The 17,293-nt window shown below is 41.0% G+C and carries 18 protein-coding genes and 2 other annotated features (1 of these 20 running past the window's edge); all 18 genes read right to left on the bottom strand.

What is annotated here, in order from left to right; all coding sequences use genetic code 11:
* Window positions 1–12: 12 nt before the first annotated feature.
* Window positions 13–432, bottom strand: a complete 420-nt coding sequence (gene rpsL, locus BCM40_RS00690; protein ID WP_008432479.1) for a 30S ribosomal protein S12 — start codon at window positions 430–432, stop codon at window positions 13–15.
* 97 nt (window positions 433–529) lie between these two features.
* Entirely contained in the window at window positions 530–778 is a 249-nt protein-coding gene (locus BCM40_RS00685; RefSeq protein ID WP_065527576.1) for a ribosomal L7Ae/L30e/S12e/Gadd45 family protein, read from the bottom strand.
* A gap of 136 nt (window positions 779–914) precedes the next feature.
* On the bottom strand, window positions 915–4,520 hold the full coding sequence (gene rpoC, locus BCM40_RS00680) for a DNA-directed RNA polymerase subunit beta' (protein ID WP_065527577.1): 3,606 nt from the start codon (window positions 4,518–4,520) through the stop codon (window positions 915–917).
* Window positions 4,521–4,627: 107 nt separating this feature from the next.
* The gene (rpoB, locus tag BCM40_RS00675) at window positions 4,628–8,182 is read right to left on the bottom strand and encodes a DNA-directed RNA polymerase subunit beta (protein WP_008432475.1); all 3,555 of its coding nucleotides are present in this window, start codon (window positions 8,180–8,182) and stop codon (window positions 4,628–4,630) included.
* 215 nt (window positions 8,183–8,397) lie between these two features.
* Window positions 8,398–9,000 (bottom strand): class I SAM-dependent methyltransferase, encoded by a 603-nt coding sequence (locus BCM40_RS00670; protein WP_065527578.1) that lies wholly within the window; start codon window positions 8,998–9,000, stop codon window positions 8,398–8,400.
* A 123-nt stretch (window positions 9,001–9,123) separates the two neighbouring features.
* Window positions 9,124–9,483 (bottom strand): 50S ribosomal protein L7/L12, encoded by a 360-nt coding sequence (gene rplL, locus BCM40_RS00665; protein WP_008432473.1) that lies wholly within the window; start codon window positions 9,481–9,483, stop codon window positions 9,124–9,126.
* 56 nt (window positions 9,484–9,539) lie between these two features.
* On the bottom strand, window positions 9,540–10,040 hold the full coding sequence (gene rplJ / locus BCM40_RS00660) for a 50S ribosomal protein L10 (protein ID WP_008432472.1): 501 nt from the start codon (window positions 10,038–10,040) through the stop codon (window positions 9,540–9,542).
* Between the two features lie 31 nt (window positions 10,041–10,071).
* Window positions 10,072–10,220 (bottom strand) — a sequence feature (ribosomal protein L10 leader region).
* A gap of 42 nt (window positions 10,221–10,262) precedes the next feature.
* Window positions 10,263–10,961, bottom strand: coding sequence for a 50S ribosomal protein L1 (gene rplA / locus BCM40_RS00655; protein ID WP_008432471.1), 699 nt, complete (start codon window positions 10,959–10,961; stop codon window positions 10,263–10,265).
* A 105-nt stretch (window positions 10,962–11,066) separates the two neighbouring features.
* Entirely contained in the window at window positions 11,067–11,492 is a 426-nt protein-coding gene (gene rplK, locus BCM40_RS00650; protein WP_008432470.1) for a 50S ribosomal protein L11, read from the bottom strand.
* 164 nt (window positions 11,493–11,656) lie between these two features.
* Complete coding sequence (gene nusG, locus BCM40_RS00645; protein ID WP_008432469.1) at window positions 11,657–12,190, bottom strand: transcription termination/antitermination protein NusG; 534 nt, start codon at window positions 12,188–12,190, stop codon at window positions 11,657–11,659.
* Window positions 12,191–12,290: 100 nt separating this feature from the next.
* Complete coding sequence (gene secE / locus BCM40_RS00640) at window positions 12,291–12,476, bottom strand: preprotein translocase subunit SecE (protein WP_008432468.1); 186 nt, start codon at window positions 12,474–12,476, stop codon at window positions 12,291–12,293.
* Between the two features lie 59 nt (window positions 12,477–12,535).
* A complete protein-coding gene (gene rpmG / locus BCM40_RS16200; protein ID WP_008432466.1) occupies window positions 12,536–12,682 on the bottom strand; it encodes a 50S ribosomal protein L33 in 147 nt (48 codons plus the stop codon).
* A gap of 69 nt (window positions 12,683–12,751) precedes the next feature.
* On the bottom strand, window positions 12,752–13,402 hold the full coding sequence (gene sigH / locus BCM40_RS00635) for an RNA polymerase sporulation sigma factor SigH (protein ID WP_008432464.1): 651 nt from the start codon (window positions 13,400–13,402) through the stop codon (window positions 12,752–12,754).
* A 71-nt stretch (window positions 13,403–13,473) separates the two neighbouring features.
* A complete protein-coding gene (locus BCM40_RS00630; protein ID WP_065527579.1) occupies window positions 13,474–13,983 on the bottom strand; it encodes an NYN domain-containing protein in 510 nt (169 codons plus the stop codon).
* Window positions 13,984–13,987: 4 nt separating this feature from the next.
* Entirely contained in the window at window positions 13,988–14,743 is a 756-nt protein-coding gene (gene rlmB / locus BCM40_RS00625; protein ID WP_065527580.1) for a 23S rRNA (guanosine(2251)-2'-O)-methyltransferase RlmB, read from the bottom strand.
* Window positions 14,740–15,159, bottom strand: coding sequence for a Mini-ribonuclease 3 (locus BCM40_RS00620; RefSeq protein WP_008497411.1), 420 nt, complete (start codon window positions 15,157–15,159; stop codon window positions 14,740–14,742). Before BCM40_RS00620 ends, rlmB begins: the two co-directional genes overlap by 4 nt.
* A 1-nt stretch (window position 15,160) precedes the next feature.
* Window positions 15,161–16,564: a cysteine--tRNA ligase gene (gene cysS, locus BCM40_RS00615; RefSeq protein WP_065527581.1), complete on the bottom strand. Its 1,404-nt coding sequence runs from the start codon at window positions 16,562–16,564 to the stop codon at window positions 15,161–15,163.
* A complete protein-coding gene (gene epsC / locus BCM40_RS00610; RefSeq protein WP_065527582.1) occupies window positions 16,561–17,223 on the bottom strand; it encodes a serine O-acetyltransferase EpsC in 663 nt (220 codons plus the stop codon). The genes cysS and epsC overlap by 4 nt, the downstream gene beginning before the upstream one ends.
* A gap of 52 nt (window positions 17,224–17,275) precedes the next feature.
* Window positions 17,276–17,293 (bottom strand) — a binding site (T-box leader) (it continues 200 nt past the right edge of the window).

The following is a 17,293-nucleotide window of genomic DNA, read 5'->3' as shown; positions in this document are numbered from 1 at the left end:
TAATTTAAAATATTATTTTTTAACTTTAGGGCGTTTAGTTCCGTATTTAGAACGGCTTTGCATACGACCAGTAACTCCAGCTGTATCAAGTGCTCCACGTACGATATGGTAACGTACACCCGGTAAATCTTTTACGCGTCCGCCGCGAAGAAGAACTACACTGTGCTCTTGAAGGTTGTGACCTTCGCCGCCGATGTAAGCATTAACCTCAATTTGGTTAGTCAAACGTACACGCGCATATTTACGCAATGCCGAGTTTGGTTTTTTAGGTGTCATTGTACCAACACGAGTACATACTCCACGTTTTTGTGGTGATGTCACGTTAGTTTGAGACTTTTTAAAGCTGTTATACCCTTTGTTTAGGGCTGGTGAATCTGATTTAGTGCTCTTTGGTTTACGAGGCTTGTTAACTAATTGGTTAATTGTAGGCATCGATTTTTCCTCCTCTCAAAAGGTGTTCTAATACCACATATCCAGGTGGTTCATTTTTGGGTAAAAAACAAAGTCTTTGTGATTTACACAAAAACTGTTATCCAGTAATAGCTACTGCAGCTGCACCGACATTAATGCCATATGCTTTGCCAAGCTTTAATCGTGAATCTGCAAATTCGATCCGAATACCTTTTTCTAAAGCTAGATGGACGATCTGTTTGGTCATTCGATCGTTCGCGTCTTTTGCCACTATTACTTCTTGGACAATACCGCTTTTTAATGCTTTTACTGTCTGCTTTGTACCGATGATTATTTCACTTGTCTGTTTTACTTTTTCATTAGACATTTGCATATCCTCCAAAGCATCAAACCGTTAACCATCAACCCTTAACATATTATCATCCTATGTTAGTGCTGTCAACAAAGTTCTTGAAAAATTCCGAGGAGATTTTTCAACCTCCTCGGAATCCAAGAAATCTATTTTATGATTCGGTACCGACAATTTCTTGCTGCGCTGCTTTTTCGCTTTGAGCAATTTTGATTTGACGGTAACGTTGCATTCCTGTTCCAGCTGGAACAAGTTTACCGATAATAACGTTCTCTTTCAATCCTAGTAGCTCATCACGTTTTCCTTTGATCGCTGCATCCGTTAAGACACGAGTCGTTTCTTGGAAAGATGCGGCTGATAAGAATGATTCTGTTTCAAGAGAAGCTTTTGTAATCCCTAGAATTACAGGACGGCTTGTCGCTGGTAAGTTACCTTCTAGAACCGCTTTTACATTCGCTTCAGTAAATTGGTGAATATCCAATAGTGAACCCGGTAGCAATTCAGTATCTCCGGCTTCAATTACGCGAACTTTACGGAACATTTGACGAACCATAACTTCTACGTGCTTATCGCCGATTTCTACACCCTGCATACGGTATACCTTTTGAACTTCTTTCAATAGATACACTTGAACAGCTTGAACATCTTTTACTTGAAGTAATTGTTTCGGATCAATTGAACCATCTGTTAATACTTCACCTCGTACAATAGCGTCATCTACTTGAACTTTAATGCGCGCATTATAAGGAGCTAAATATTTACGAGTTTCAACATCACCTTGAAACGTTACTTCCTTCTGACCTTCACGAATTTCTTCAATTTCAGTAACTGTACCTGTAATTTCAGAAATAACTGCTTGACCTTTAGGATTACGCGACTCAAATATTTCTTGGATACGCGGAAGACCTTGAGTAATATCGTCTCCTGCAACCCCACCTGTATGGAATGTACGCATTGTAAGCTGAGTTCCTGGCTCACCGATTGACTGAGCTGCAATAATACCTACTGCTTCGCCCACTTCAACTTCGTCTCCAGTTGCTAAGTTCGTGCCGTAACATTTCTTACAAATACCGTGTTTTGTATTACATGTAAATGCAGAACGGATTGTAACTTCTTTAATGCCCGCTTCTACAATAAGACGAGTTAAATCTTGTGTGATTAATTCGTCTTTTGCGACAATAATTTCTTTTGTTTCAGGATGGCGAATTGTTTTCTTCGCATGACGGCCAACAATACGCTCATCAAGCTCTTCAATCACTTCTGTACCTTCCATCAACGCTCCAACCAACAATCCTCTATCTGTTCCACAGTCATTTTCGCGGACAATTGCATCTTGTGCAACGTCAACTAAACGACGAGTTAAGTAACCAGAATCGGCTGTTTTCAGTGCTGTATCGGCAAGACCTTTACGAGCACCGTGGGTAGAGATGAAGTATTCAAGTACTGTCAATCCTTCACGGAAAGAAGATTTAATCGGAAGTTCAATAATACGCCCAGCCGGGTTGGCCATCAATCCGCGCATACCAGCAAGCTGTGTAAAGTTGGAAGCATTACCACGAGCTCCGGAATCACTCATCATAAAGATTGGATTTAAATTATCAAGAGATGCCATCAATTTACCTTGAATGATATCTTTTGCATTACTCCAATACGAAATGACACGTGCATATCGTTCTTCTTCTGTAATCAATCCGCGACGGAATTGTTTCATTACTTTATCTACATTTTCTTGTGCACTGATTAAAATTTCTCCCTTATCTGGAAGAACTACGATATCTGACACACCAACAGTGATGCCGGCTTGTGTCGAATATTTAAATCCAAGGCTCTTCATGCGATCAAGCATTTTCGAAGTTTCCGTAATATGGAAACGTTTGAATACTTCTGCAATGATTTCACCAAGAATTTTCTTTTTAAACGGTGTTACAAGTTCCGCTTCTTCAATATGCTTACGAATATCAGTCGTTGTGGGAACGAAATATTTCGCTGGTGTTTCTACCTGCAAGTTGAAGTCAGTCGGTTCGTTAATATATGGGAATGACTTCGGCAGAATTTCATTGAAAATAATTTTACCAACAGTTGTCAATAAAAGCATCTTGTTTTGTTCTTCTGTGAACGTCGGGTTGTTTACAGCTCCAGCTTGAATCGCAATACGCGTATGCAAATGCACATGGCCTGTTTGATAAGCGATCATAACTTCTTCAGGTCCTGAGAAAGTAGCGCCTTCTCCTGTAGCACCTTTACGCTCAAGTGTTAAGTAATAGTTTCCTAAAACCATATCCTGAGATGGTGTTACAACAGGTTTTCCGTCTTTTGGATTCAAAATGTTTTGAGCTGCAAGCATCAATAATCTTGCTTCAGCTTGTGCTTCAGAAGATAAAGGTACGTGAACAGCCATTTGGTCACCATCAAAATCGGCATTGTATGCAGTACATACAAGTGGATGTAGACGGATTGCTTTACCTTCAACTAGTGTCGGTTCAAATGCCTGGATACCTAATCTGTGAAGAGTTGGTGCTCGGTTCAATAGAACCGGATGCTCCTTGATCACATCTTCTAATACATCCCAAACTTCAGAATGAAGACGTTCAATTTTGCGTTTTGCACTCTTAATGTTGTGAGCCAATCCACGTTCAACCAATTCCTTCATAACAAAAGGTTTAAACAGCTCGATTGCCATTCCTTTCGGCAAACCACATTGATACATTTTCAGGTTAGGTCCAACTACAATTACTGAACGGCCTGAGTAATCAACTCGTTTACCAAGAAGGTTTTGACGGAAACGTCCTTGCTTACCTTTTAACATATGAGAAAGAGATTTCAATGGACGGTTACCTGGTCCCGTAACCGGACGACCACGACGACCGTTATCGATCAAAGCATCAACAGCTTCTTGAAGCATGCGTTTTTCGTTTTGAACGATAATGCTTGGTGCACCCAGATCCAAAAGACGTTTTAAACGGTTATTCCGGTTAATTACGCGGCGATACAAGTCATTTAAATCAGAAGTCGCAAAGCGACCACCATCTAATTGAACCATCGGACGTAGTTCAGGTGGAATAACAGGTAGCACATCTAAAATCATCCAATCAGGGTTGTTTCCTGAGTTACGGAATGACTCTACGACTTCAAGGCGTTTAATCGCACGAGTGCGGCGTTGGCCTTGAGCTGTTTTCAACTCTTCTTTTAAAGAATCCGTTTCGCGCTCAAGGTCAATTTCTTGCAATAGACGTTTGATTGCTTCTGCTCCCATAGCAGCTTGGAATTTTTTCCCAAACTTATCACGGTAAGCGCGGTATTCTTTTTCAGATAGAAGCTGTTTCTTTTCAAGTGGTGTATCCGCAGGGTCGATTACTACGTAAGAAGCGAAGTAAATAACTTCTTCAAGCGAACGTGGAGACATATCTAGGATAAGTCCCATACGGCTTGGAATTCCTTTGAAATACCAAATGTGTGAAACAGGAGCTGCTAATTCAATGTGTCCCATGCGCTCACGGCGAACTTTTGAACGTGTAACTTCAACGCCACAACGATCACAGACAACACCTTTATAACGAACGCGTTTGTATTTACCACAATGACATTCCCAATCCTTTGTAGGACCGAAAATACGTTCGCAGAACAAACCATCTTTTTCAGGTTTTAATGTACGGTAATTGATTGTTTCTGGCTTTTTGACTTCTCCATAAGACCATGAGCGAATTTTATCGGGTGACGCTAATCCGATTTTCATATACTCAAAATTATTAACATCTATCAAGGAGCCTACCTCCCTTTTGTCTCGAGTTTCTGTACGGCTCTTCCTCGGTAATGGCTGAATGAATAACTGGAGAACGGCCGGTTAAAGCCGCTCGATTCCAGTAATTATTAATCAATTGTTCCAACCGGTGCTTCTGCATCTGCAATTGGTAAGATATTTAATGAGTCAGCTGGTTGAAGATCTTCTTCTTCATCCAAATCACGTAACTCAATTTCTTCATCATCAATAGTTAACATTTTAACGTCCATACCTAAACTTTGAAGCTCTTTGATTAATACTTTAAATGATTCCGGTACACTTGGTTCCGGTACACTTTCACCTTTAACAATTGCTTCATAAGTTTTTACGCGACCTACAACATCATCCGATTTAACCGTTAAGATTTCTTGTAATGTATGAGCTGCACCATATGCTTCAAGTGCCCATACTTCCATCTCACCAAAACGCTGTCCGCCGAATTGTGCTTTACCACCCAATGGTTGTTGTGTAACCAGTGAGTACGGTCCAGTTGAACGTGCGTGCAATTTGTCGTCGACCATGTGGGCAAGTTTAATCATATACATGATCCCTACAGACACACGGTTATCGAACGCTTCACCAGAACGGCCATCGTAAAGAATCGTTTTACCATCGCGCGGCATACCTGACTCTTCCATTGTCTCCAACACATCTTCTTCATTTGCTCCATCAAATACAGACGAAGCCATATGAATTCCAAGTGAACGAGAAGCCATTCCAAGGTGTAATTCAAGTACCTGGCCGATATTCATACGAGAAGGTACACCAAGTGGGTTCAACATAATGTCAACTGGCGTGCCATCAGGCATAAACGGCATATCTTCTTCAGGTAAAATTCTTGAAATAACACCTTTGTTTCCGTGACGTCCGGCCATTTTATCACCAACAGAAATTTTACGTTTCTGAACGATGTATGCACGGACTAACTGATTAACACCCGGTGGTAGTTCGTCTCCATCTTCACGATTGAAGATTTTAACATCCAATACAATACCGCCAGCACCGTGAGGCACTCGCAATGAAGTATCGCGAACTTCGCGGGCTTTTTCGCCGAAAATAGCATGTAAAAGACGTTCTTCAGCAGTTAGTTCCGTAACCCCTTTAGGTGTTACTTTACCAACAAGAATATCTCCATCTTTTACTTCAGCTCCAACACGGATAATTCCACGGTCATCCAAGTTACGTAATGCGTCTTCCCCAACGTTCGGAATATCGCGCGTAATTTCTTCTGGCCCTAGTTTTGTATCACGTGAATCAGATTCGTACTCTTCAATATGAACAGATGTATAAACATCGTCTTTAACTAAACGTTCACTCATGATAATCGCATCTTCGTAGTTAAAGCCATCCCACGTCATGAAGGCAACCAATACGTTTCTTCCTAATGCCATCTCTCCGCGTTCCATTGAAGGTCCATCGGCTAGAATGTCGCGTTTAGAAACTCGGTCTCCAACTTTAACGATTGGGCGTTGGTTATAACTTGTCCCCTGGTTAGAACGAACGAATTTTTGCAATTTGTAAGTATCAAGGTCGCCTCTAACTTCATTGCCATCCACAACTTCAATGCGGCGGACTGCAATTTCTTTAGCTTCCACAAATTCTACAATACCATCATTTTTTGCTACAACAGCTGCACCAGAATCACGCGCTGCCAAATGTTCCATTCCAGTTCCTACAAAAGGAGCTTCCGGATTTAATAACGGAACCGCTTGACGTTGCATGTTCGCTCCCATTAATGCTCGGTTGGAGTCATCGTTTTCAAGGAACGGGATACACGCTGTTGCTACAGAAACAACCTGTTTTGGAGAAACATCCATGTAGTCAATGCTGCCGCGTTTGTAAATCGTGTTTTCCCCGCGGAAACGTGCCACAATGCCTTCTTCTACGAATGAACCATCGTCATTCAATTTAGAATTGGCTTGAGCCACTACATAGTTATCTTCTTCATCAGCAGTTAAGTAATCGATATGTTTTGTAACAACACCTGTTTCAGCATCTACACGGCGATAAGGGGTTTCAATGAAACCAAACTTGTTCACTTTTGCAAATGTTGACAATGTGTTGATCAATCCAATGTTCGGGCCCTCAGGCGTTTCAATTGGACACATGCGACCATAATGAGAATAGTGAACATCACGTACTTCAAAGCCCGCACGTTCACGTGTTAAACCACCGGGTCCAAGCGCCGATAGACGACGTTTGTGTGTCAGTTCAGCAAGTGGATTGGTTTGATCCATAAACTGAGAAAGCTGAGAACTACCGAAGAACTCTTTAATTGATGCAATAACCGGACGGATATTGATCAATTGCTGAGGCACGATTGCTTGTGTATCGTTAATCGACATACGCTCACGCACTACGCGCTCCATACGAGATAAACCGATACGGAATTGGTTCTGTAAAAGCTCACCTACTGAACGTAGACGACGGTTACCAAGATGATCAATATCATCTGTGTTTCCGACACCATAAAGAAGGTTAAAGAAGTAACTAATAGAAGAAATAATATCAGCCGGTGTTACGTGCTTAATCTTATCTTCTATATAAGCATTACTAATAACAGTAATTTCTTTTTGGTCTTCGTTGTTTGGCGCATAAATTTTGATTGACTGTAAAGTAACTTCGCCTTCTAGAACGCCACCTACTTGAGAAACCGTATGGAAACCAACACCGTTTTCTAAGTTTGGAATTAAGCGATCCAATACACGACGATCAATCAATGTACCAGCTTCAACTAAAATTTCGCCTGTTTCAGGATCTGCCAATGTTTCTGCAATTGTCTGATTGAAAAGGCGGTTTTTAATATGAAGCTTTTTGTTCATTTTATAACGACCAACATTTGCTAAATCATAGCGTTTTGGGTCGAAGAAGCGTGAGTATAGTAAGCTCTTCGCACTTTCAACTGTTGGTGGCTCACCAGGGCGCAGGCGTTCATAAATTTCAAGAAGCGCTTTGTCTGTGCTCTCTGTATTGTCTTTTTCAAGTGTATTTTGAAGATATTCGTTATCTCCAAGTAGATCGATGATTTCTTGATCAGATCCGAAACCAAGCGCTCTTAAAAGAACCGTTACCGGTAATTTACGCGTGCGATCGATTCTGACATACACAACATCTTTTGCATCTGTTTCGTATTCTAACCATGCTCCACGGTTCGGAATAACAGTTGCTCCAAAGCCTTTTTTACCATTTTTATCTGTCTTGTCATGGAAATAAACACTCGGCGAACGGACCAACTGAGAAACGATAACGCGTTCTGCGCCGTTGATTACAAAAGTACCTGTTTCTGTCATTAACGGGAAATCACCCATGAAGACATCTTGCTCTTTTACTTCATCTGTTTCTTTGTTGTGCAGACGTACTTTCACACGCAAAGGTGCTGCATAAGTTACGTCGCGCTCTTTCGATTCATCGACTGGATACTTCGGTTCCGCGAGACTGTAATCAACAAACTCGAGCGATAGATTTCCTGTGAAATCTTCAATCGGCGAGATATCTCGGAACATTTCGCGAAGTCCTTCTTCGAGAAACCATTCATAAGATGATGATTGAATTTCAATCAAGTTCGGAAGATCCAGCACTTCACTGATTCTCGAAAAACTTCTGCGTTGACGATGTTGACCGTACTGAACTAGTTGACCTACCAACTTATTCACCCCTCAATAAAACGATTATAGGTCTTTGCGATTTATACAAAATAGTGTATGATATCGAAAAGACAAAAAGAAAACGAGACTAAAATCAGCTCATTTTCGGTTTACACTTGATTAGCTATGTCGTCATGCGTAGCCCGAAAAAGGGCAAACGACCTCAAAATAATAAATTTTGCATTTCATTATAATAACACAGCCGTTTTGTCAAGTCAAACTTTTCGAGCTTCAAAAATAAAGTAACCTTTTTTCTTATCGACCACTTTTACTTCACCAAAAAGTTCTTCTAATTTCACCTGTGTAGAAGGAGCACCCTGCTTTTTCTGGATGACTACCCACAACGATCCACCGTCCGCTAATTTCTCAGCAGCTTCTTCGTAAAAACGAAATATTGTTTCTTTACCTGCCCGAATCGGTGGGTTTGTTAAAATTGCAGAAAAACCACTAGCCTCCACCGCACTCAATCCATCACTTTCATAGATTCGAACGTTGGAAATACTATTTTTCTCTGCGTTTGTTTTGGCCAAATCAATAGCCCGTGTATTAACATCTACCATATGAACTTGTTTTTGAGGAGATATTTTTGCGACCGTCATTCCAATCGGTCCATAACCGCAGCCGACATCCAGCACCGGTCCATCTATAGCGGAATCTTGGAATGTCTCGATTAATAACCGCGATCCAAAATCGACTTCACTTTTGCTAAAAACTCCTGCATCAGTCTGGAATCGGAATTTCTCGCCTCGTAGTATGTCTGTCCATTCTCGAGGATTGCTTTTTGTTTGAGGATTTTTGGAATAATAATGTTGAGACATAGTTAGTCCTCCTTGCATTCACCTTATTATAGACCGTTGCTCGTCTTCTTAATAAATTAAAAAGAAGAAAAGCTCGCCGGTATACACTGACGAACTTTCCTCCTTTTTTATAAAGTCATGAAATTACTTAACTTCTACTGACGCGCCAACTTCTTCAAGTTTGCCTTTGATTTCTTCAGCGTCTTCTTTAGAAACGCCTTCTTTGATTGCTTTAGGAGCTTCGTCTACAAGAGCTTTCGCTTCTTTAAGACCAAGACCAGTTACTTCACGTACTGCTTTGATTACTTTGATTTTTGAATCGCCTGCAGAAGCAAGAACTACGTCAAATTCAGTTTGCTCTGCTTCAGCAGCGCCACCAGCTGCAGCTGCAGCAACAGGAGCAGCAGCAGTTACGCCGAACTCTTCTTCGATTGCTTTTACTAGGTCGTTAAGTTGAAGAACTGTCATTTCTTTGATTGATTCTAAGATTTGTTCTTGTGTCATTATAGTTTCCTCCTATTGATAGGTAATTTTTTTGTCGTGCTTAGCCGGCTAACTTATTAAGCGCCTTGTTCTTCTTTTTGATCTGCAACTGCTTTTGTTGTAGCTGCAAAGTTGCGCATTGGAGCTTGTAGAACGCTGAGTAGCATAGATAGCAAGCCTTCGCGTGATGGAAGTTCTGCCAATGCTTTCATGTCTTCAGCAGATGCGACTGCACCTTCGATAACACCCGCTTTAATTTCAAGCGCTTCGTTCGCTTTCGCGAAGTTGTTGATGATACGTGCTGGTGCTACTACATCTTCGTTAGAAAATGCAATTGCGTTTGGTCCTGTAAAGTGTTCGTTGATCGCTTCAAGTCCGTGCATTTCAGTCGCACGACGAGTCATTGAGTTTTTGTATACTTTAAACTCAACGCCTGCTTCACGAAGCTGTTTACGAAGTTCTGTTAATTGTGCAACGTTCAATCCACGGTAATCAACAACTACAACTGACGCTGCAGCATTGAATTTATCAGCGATTGTTTGCACGACAACTTTTTTCGTTTCAACTGCTTTGCTCATTTTGGCACCTCCTATAGATTTTTCATTTATACCGTCCATAAGAAAAGCCTCTGGTCCATTACAGACACAGAGGCATAAAATCAGCATCAAAAAGATGTTTACTGAATTCATCATGTCCTCGGCAGGGATAAATTAAGCGACTAGCGCCCCTACTGTCTGCGGTACAAATGGGTATTTCACAACTCCGCTAGTATAGCAGAGCGGAAATACGATGTCAATATTTTATTTAGCAACTACTTTAGATGGATCTACTTTAACAGCAGGTCCCATTGTAGTTGTAACGTTCAATGATTTGATGTAAGTACCTTTAGCAGAAGATGGCTTCGCTTTTAATACTACGTCATAGATTGCTTCTAAGTTTTCAGCAAGTTTGCTGTCATCAAAAGAAACTTTCCCGATTGGCGCATGGATGATACCTGTTTTGTCTGCACGGTATTCCACTTTACCAGCTTTGATTTCTTGAACAGCTTTTGTTACATCAAATGTAACTGTGCCTGTTTTAGGGTTTGGCATTAAGCCTTTTGGTCCTAAAACGCGTCCAAGTTTACCAACTTCACCCATCATATCAGGAGTTGCAACGATCACGTCGAAGTCAAACCATCCTTGTTGGATTTTTTGGATATATTCAGCGTCGCCTACGAAATCTGCGCCTGCTGCTTCAGCTTCTTTTAGTTTTTCGCCTTTAGCGAAAACTAAAACGCTTTGAGTTTTACCAGTTCCGTTTGGAAGTACTACTGCTCCACGGATTTGCTGGTCGTTCTTACGCGTGTCAATTCCTAGACGGAAAGCCACTTCTACTGTAGCGTCGAAGTTTACTGTGCTTGCTTTTTTAGCAAGTTCGATAGCTTCTTTCGCTTCGTATAGTTTAGAACGGTCGATTAATTTTGCTGCGTCTTGCAATTTTTTGCCTGTTTTAGCCATTTTAAACGTCCTCCTTGTTGTGGTATAACGGAATGAACCTCCCACGATTAAAGGCTGCGCGGCTCATGATGAACTGCGCAACCCATCCAAAAACAACTGCTCGAATTAGTCTTCGATTACGATTCCCATACTGCGAGCAGTACCTTCAACCATCAACATTGCAGCTTCAACTGAAGCAGCATTTAGATCTGGCATTTTAGTTTCTGCGATTTCGCGAACTTTGTCGCGTTTCACAGTCGCTACTTTATTGCGGTTCGGTTCGCCTGAACCTGATTCAATACCGGCTGCTACTTTTAATAGAACAGCTGCGGGTGGAGTTTTCGTAATGAATGTAAATGAACGATCTTCAAATACTGAAATCTCAACTGGAATGATCAGTCCTGCTTGATCTGCCGTACGCGCGTTGAACTCTTTACAGAAGCCCATGATGTTAACACCTGCTTGACCCAATGCTGGACCAACTGGTGGCGCTGGATTAGCTTTTGCTGCAGGAATCTGCAATTTTACAACTTTAACAACTTTTTTAGCCACGAAACACACCTCCTTAAGTCCGTGATGTGGTAATAGGGTTTCCCCTCCCACTCAATATCTGTCTGTCAACGATGTTGATAGAATTAGCTAAATTGTACAGAGTGTCCTATGACAGTCTGACCTATGAAATAATACCATTAATAATTTAGAATAGCAAGTGGCTTTTATACTTTTTGAACTTGCTCGAAATCCAGTTCCATTTTGGTTTCGCGTCCGAAGATGTCAATCGACACTTTAACTTTGCCTTTTGTATCATCAATTTCTTCCACTTTCCCTTGGAAGTTAGCGAACGGCCCTTCCATAACTTCAACTGTATCTGCAACAGCAAAGTCGATATCTACCTTGCGTTCCGTCATTCCCATTTGTTTCAAGATGAATTCAACTTCTTCATCTAACAATGGAGTTGGTTTCGCTCCTCCACCTGATGAACCGATAAACCCGGTAACACCTGGTGTATTTCGAACGACATACCAAGATTCATCTGTCATGATTAATTCAACCAAGACATATCCAGGGAAAGTTTTACGCATTACTGTACGTTTCTTGCCGTCTTTAAAATCTGTTTCTTGTTCTTCAGGAATGATGACACGGAAGATCAAATCTTCCATCCCCATAGTTTCCACTCGCTTTTCCAAGTTTGCTTTAACTTTGTTTTCATATCCTGAATAGGTGTGGACTACATACCAATTTTTCTCCATAATCGTGCGGACTAAACGTCCATCCCTCCTTTTTTACCAAATGAAAAAACCCGTTCTCATAGAATGACGGGCTATTTTTTATGCATTATTCTTATCGATCTTATAGTGCGATGAACCAACGGAATAATTTAGAAATACCTGCATCGACTACTGTGAAAAAGAGAGCCATAAAAATACAAGTAGCAAGAACAACGATTGTATAACGTGTAAGTTCTTTTCGTTTTGGCCAGCTAACTTTCCGCATTTCCGAAACGACGTTTTTAAAGAAACTGCCAATGTTACCCATTATTTAAAAAACCTCCGAATTTCAAAATCACTCTATATCGTCCGGCATTCAGTTAAAATTCATATCGTTTGTTTATGCACGGTATGCTCATTACAATGAGCACAGAATTTTTTGAGTTCCAAACGTGTGCTAGATTCTGCTTTCGCAGGAACCGTATAATTACGAGTTGCACATTTTGAGCAGCTTAATGCAATTTTTTTAGCCATTTTATCACCTTATTCAAGTTTACAGCTTTTTCAAGGTTATCACCTTAAAACAGACATGTCAACCGCGCATCAAGAGCTAGGCATCTCATTAATCTGCAAGTGGCGTTCTAATTTTCGTTTGACTCGTTGCAAGGCGTTATCAATCGATTTCACGTGACGCTCAAGCTTTTCTGAGATTTCTTGATAAGATTGACCATCAAGATAAAGTGCCAGCACTTCTCGTTCTAATTCGCTAAGTACTTCGCCCATTTTCTCTTCCATATACTGAAATTCTTCATTATGAATAATCAAATCTTCCGGATCGTCTACACCGTTTCCGGTTAATACATCCATTAACGTGCGGTCAGACTCTTCATCGTAAATTGGTTTGTCCAAGGAAATATATGAATTCAGCGGAATATGCTTTTGACGCGTTGCCGTTTTAATGGCGGTAATGATTTGACGGATAATGCATAGTTCTGCAAATGCACGAAAGGAAGATAATTTATCGCTCTTAAAATCCCGAATCGCCTTGTATAAACCAATCATACCTTCTTGAATAATGTCTTCTTTATCAGCACCAATCAGGAAATACGACCGCGCTTTCATTCGAACAAAAGGCCGGAACTTCGTTATTAAAAAATCCAATGCCTCCGTGTTTCCACTGTGTACTAAACTGACAAGTTCTTCATCTGTCATGTCGGTGAATCGTTGAAGCTGAACTTGCTCATGATTTTCCACGGCTGATCCCTCCGATTGCGTGAGCCTCGATATCCTCAGTATACATGAAGGAAAAAATGAGCGTCAACCGTTCATTTCAAGCCTCTTCGCCATTTTTCGAAAATTTCGGCTACTTCTCCAGACAATGGTATTTTAGAAATCCCACGCTGCTCTTGGATTTCTTTTACTTTTTTAGTGATATTCTCCTGGATTTCAACCATTTCAATTTCCAATTCGCGTGCTGAAATTCGCAACGCGCCTTTGCCAAAAATGACCCATTGTTCGGTTAAATCCGATGTCGCCACATAAATTTGGTCGCGGCGGTTATGTAGACTTGCTACAAGTTTCTCAATCCGCTCATCCGCTGTTTCACTTTCTTTTGTGTAAATGACTTCCACATCGTGGTGAAGATTTTTAGCTTCGATTCCCGGAACCAGATGGGCGTCAAACACAATAATTACGCGCCATCCTTTGTAGCTCCGGTATTCTGCCATTCGCTCAATCAAACGATCTCTGGCATTTGCCAATTTATCTTTTTTTAGTTCTTGCAGTTCTACCCAGTCTCCAATGATGTTATATCCATCAACTAGCAGAATATTCATCGCATCAACCTAATGGATTGCGCTTTCTGTAAACTTCGTACATCAATAAGCTTGCTGCTACTGAAGCATTGAGCGACGTCACGTGTCCAATCATCGGCAATTGATACAAGAAATCACATTTCTCACGTAAAATTCGGCTCATGCCTTTGCCTTCACTGCCGATAATAACTGCGAGTGGTAAAGCTGCATCCATTCTTCGATAATCCACCGATTCTTTTGCATCAGTACCTGCAATCCAAACTCCACGCTTTTTTAGTTCATCTACAGTTTGTGACAAGTTATTAATGCGAACAACTGGCACATGTTCAATTGCACCGGTTGAAGCTTTTGCAACAACCCCCGTTAAACCAACTGCACGACGCTTTGGAATGATTAATCCGTGAACACCAATTGCATCAGCCGTTCTCATAATAGACCCTAAATTATGTGGATCTTCTAGCTCATCTAAGATCAAGAAAAACGGATCTTCATTTTTCGCTGAGGCTGCGTCAAACAAATCATCCAAGCTTGCGTAGTTATAAGCAGCTACCGCTGCTGCAATGCCTTGGTGATTGGTATCAGTTAAGCCATCGATTTTTTTCTTTGGAACAGATTGAACAATAACGCCTTTATCTTTCGCTAACTGCAATAATTCGGTAATGCCTTTTTTCTGTACGCCTTCAGCAATCCAGATTTTATTGATATCACGGTCTGCTCTTAACGCTTCGAGTACTGGGTTTTTCCCACCAATAATTTCTGGTACCAACTCTTCTTCCGTCATTTCAATACGCCTCCCAGCTCTTCAATTATTTCAATCGCATAGGAAATGATTTCGTCCACACGCGCTTGCTCTTCTTTTAAATACAACCATCCCAGTACCGCTTCAAAGGCGGTACTGAAATTATAGGTTTGTACGTCGGTATTTTTAGGAACCGATCCGGACTTAGCGTTGCGGCCGCGTCTCATGACCGCTAGTTCCGCTTCTGTTAAAAATTCTTCTTCTGTTAGTCGCTTCAGCACCACTGCTTGCGCTTTAGCCGAAACAAAAGTCGTGGATTGACGATGCAAAATATTCGGTTTTGAGCGACCCGAACGCAATAAGTGCTCACGTACCGCTTGTTCGTAAACCGCATCTCCCATATACGCAAGAGCCAATGCATTTAATTGATCTACATCATTTTTTCGTAACACATTCAATTTATTGCCCTCGCTTCCAGCGTGTCCCTTGTGCTGTATCTTCTAAAATTATGTTTTTCTCTTTGAATAAATCACGAATCTCATCTGCACGAGCAAAGTCACGGTTTTTCCGTGCTTCAATACGCTCTGCCATTAAGGCTTCAACTTCTTCGTCTAGTAATTCTTCTTGTTGGTTGAATGGCAATCCTAGTATACCCGCCAATTCATCAAACACCGCAATGAATGTTTCTAAAACGGATGTTGCTGTTTGTTTTTCGAGTAAATACGTATTCGACAAACGAGACAAATCGAACAAGCTTGAAATCGCATTTGCTGTATTAAAGTCATCGTCCATAGTTTCAATAAACGCAGTCTTGATTTCTTCGATTTTGTGCACCCACGTATCCGAATGATCGCCTAAGTCGGCAGACGCGCTCAAACGGTGTTTCAAGTTTGCATATGCTGTGCGTAAACGTTCAAGTCCTGCTACTGCATCTTCTACCAATTGCTGTGAGTAGTTGATTGGGTGGCGGTAATGAACAGATAGCATGAAAAAGCGTAGCACTTGTGGGTCTAGTTCTTTTAATATGTCATTTACCAACACAAAGTTATTTAATGACTTCGACATTTTCTCGTTATCAATATTAATATACCCGTTATGCATCCAATAATGCGCAAATGGTTTTCCTGTAAATGCTTCGGATTGGGCAATTTCATTTTCGTGATGGGGGAACGTTAAATCTTGTCCACCTGCGTGAATATCAATCGTATCACCTAAATGCTCACGTGCCATCACCGAGCATTCAATGTGCCAGCCTGGACGTCCTTTACCCCATGGACTATCCCATGAAATTTCTTTCGGTTTGGCAGCTTTCCATAAAACGAAATCTAGCTCATCTTCTTTTTTATCACCTGTTTCAACTCGGGCGCCTATTTTTAATTCGTCGACAGATTGATGGGACAATTTGCCGTAGCCCTCAAATTTACGCGTTCTATAATACACGTCACCTTGCGACTCATAAGCATAGCCTTTTTCAATCAATGCCACGATAAATTCAATAATTTGTGCCATATGATCGGTTACTAACGGATGGACATCCGCTTCTGCGCAACCAAGCGCTTTTGTATTTTCAAAATAAGCAGCGATAAAACGCTCTGCAATTTCAGGAACTTCTTGACCAAGTTCATTCGCTGCTTTAATTAATTTATCGTCAACATCTGTGAAGTTTGATACATATTTCACATCGTAACCCCGGTACTGCAAATGACGACGCACCGTATCATACACGATAACCGGGCGAGCATTGCCGATATGAATGTAATTGTAAACCGTTGGACCGCAGACATACATTTTTACTTTGCCTTCTTCTAAAGGAATAAACTCTTCTTTTTGTCGTGACAACGAATTAAAAATTTGGATACTCATAAACCTCGCCCTTCTCTCTGCGTTGATGTTTTTAACTGTTCTATTTCATGCTGCAATTGAGCAATTTTCGCTTCCATACCATCACATTTATCCATGACAGGATCGGGCATATTTTGATGATTTAAATCTTGCTTTACTTTCACACCATTTTGTATAACCACTTTCCCTGGAATTCCCACTACTGTAGAATTCACTGGGACATTTTTTAGAACAACCGAACCCGCTCCAACTTTGGAATTTGCACCGATAACGATAGATCCTAAAACTTTAGCTCCAGTCGCCACCAATACGTTATCTTCTAATGTCGGATGACGTTTGCCACGTTCTTTTCCCGTACCGCCTAATGTTACTCCTTGATATAAGGTCACATTATCGCCGATTTCACATGTTTCTCCAATCACAACACCCATGCCATGGTCAATAAAGAACCGACTGCCAATTACGGCGCCTGGATGAATTTCGATTCCGGTAAAAAACCGACTAATCTGGGAAATAACACGCGCAATAAAGAATAATTTATTCTTAAAGAAAAAATGTGCCAGCCGGTGCGACCAAATGGCATGAAGACCGGAATACGTAAGAATAACTTCCCAATAATTACGCGCTGCTGGATCTTGTTCAAAAATGACATCAACATCGTCTTTTAATAACTTAAACATTTTTCTCGCTTCCTTTCTGTTCCAAAATAAAAAGCGCCCCTGTCATGTAAATGACAGAGACGCATAATTG

The organism is Planococcus donghaensis (genome assembly GCF_001687665.2).
In the GTDB taxonomy this organism is placed as follows: Bacteria; Bacillota; Bacilli; order Bacillales_A; family Planococcaceae; genus Planococcus; species Planococcus donghaensis.
Note: the sequence above shows the minus strand (reverse complement) of the source record. Positions and strands in the feature narration are given on the sequence as shown.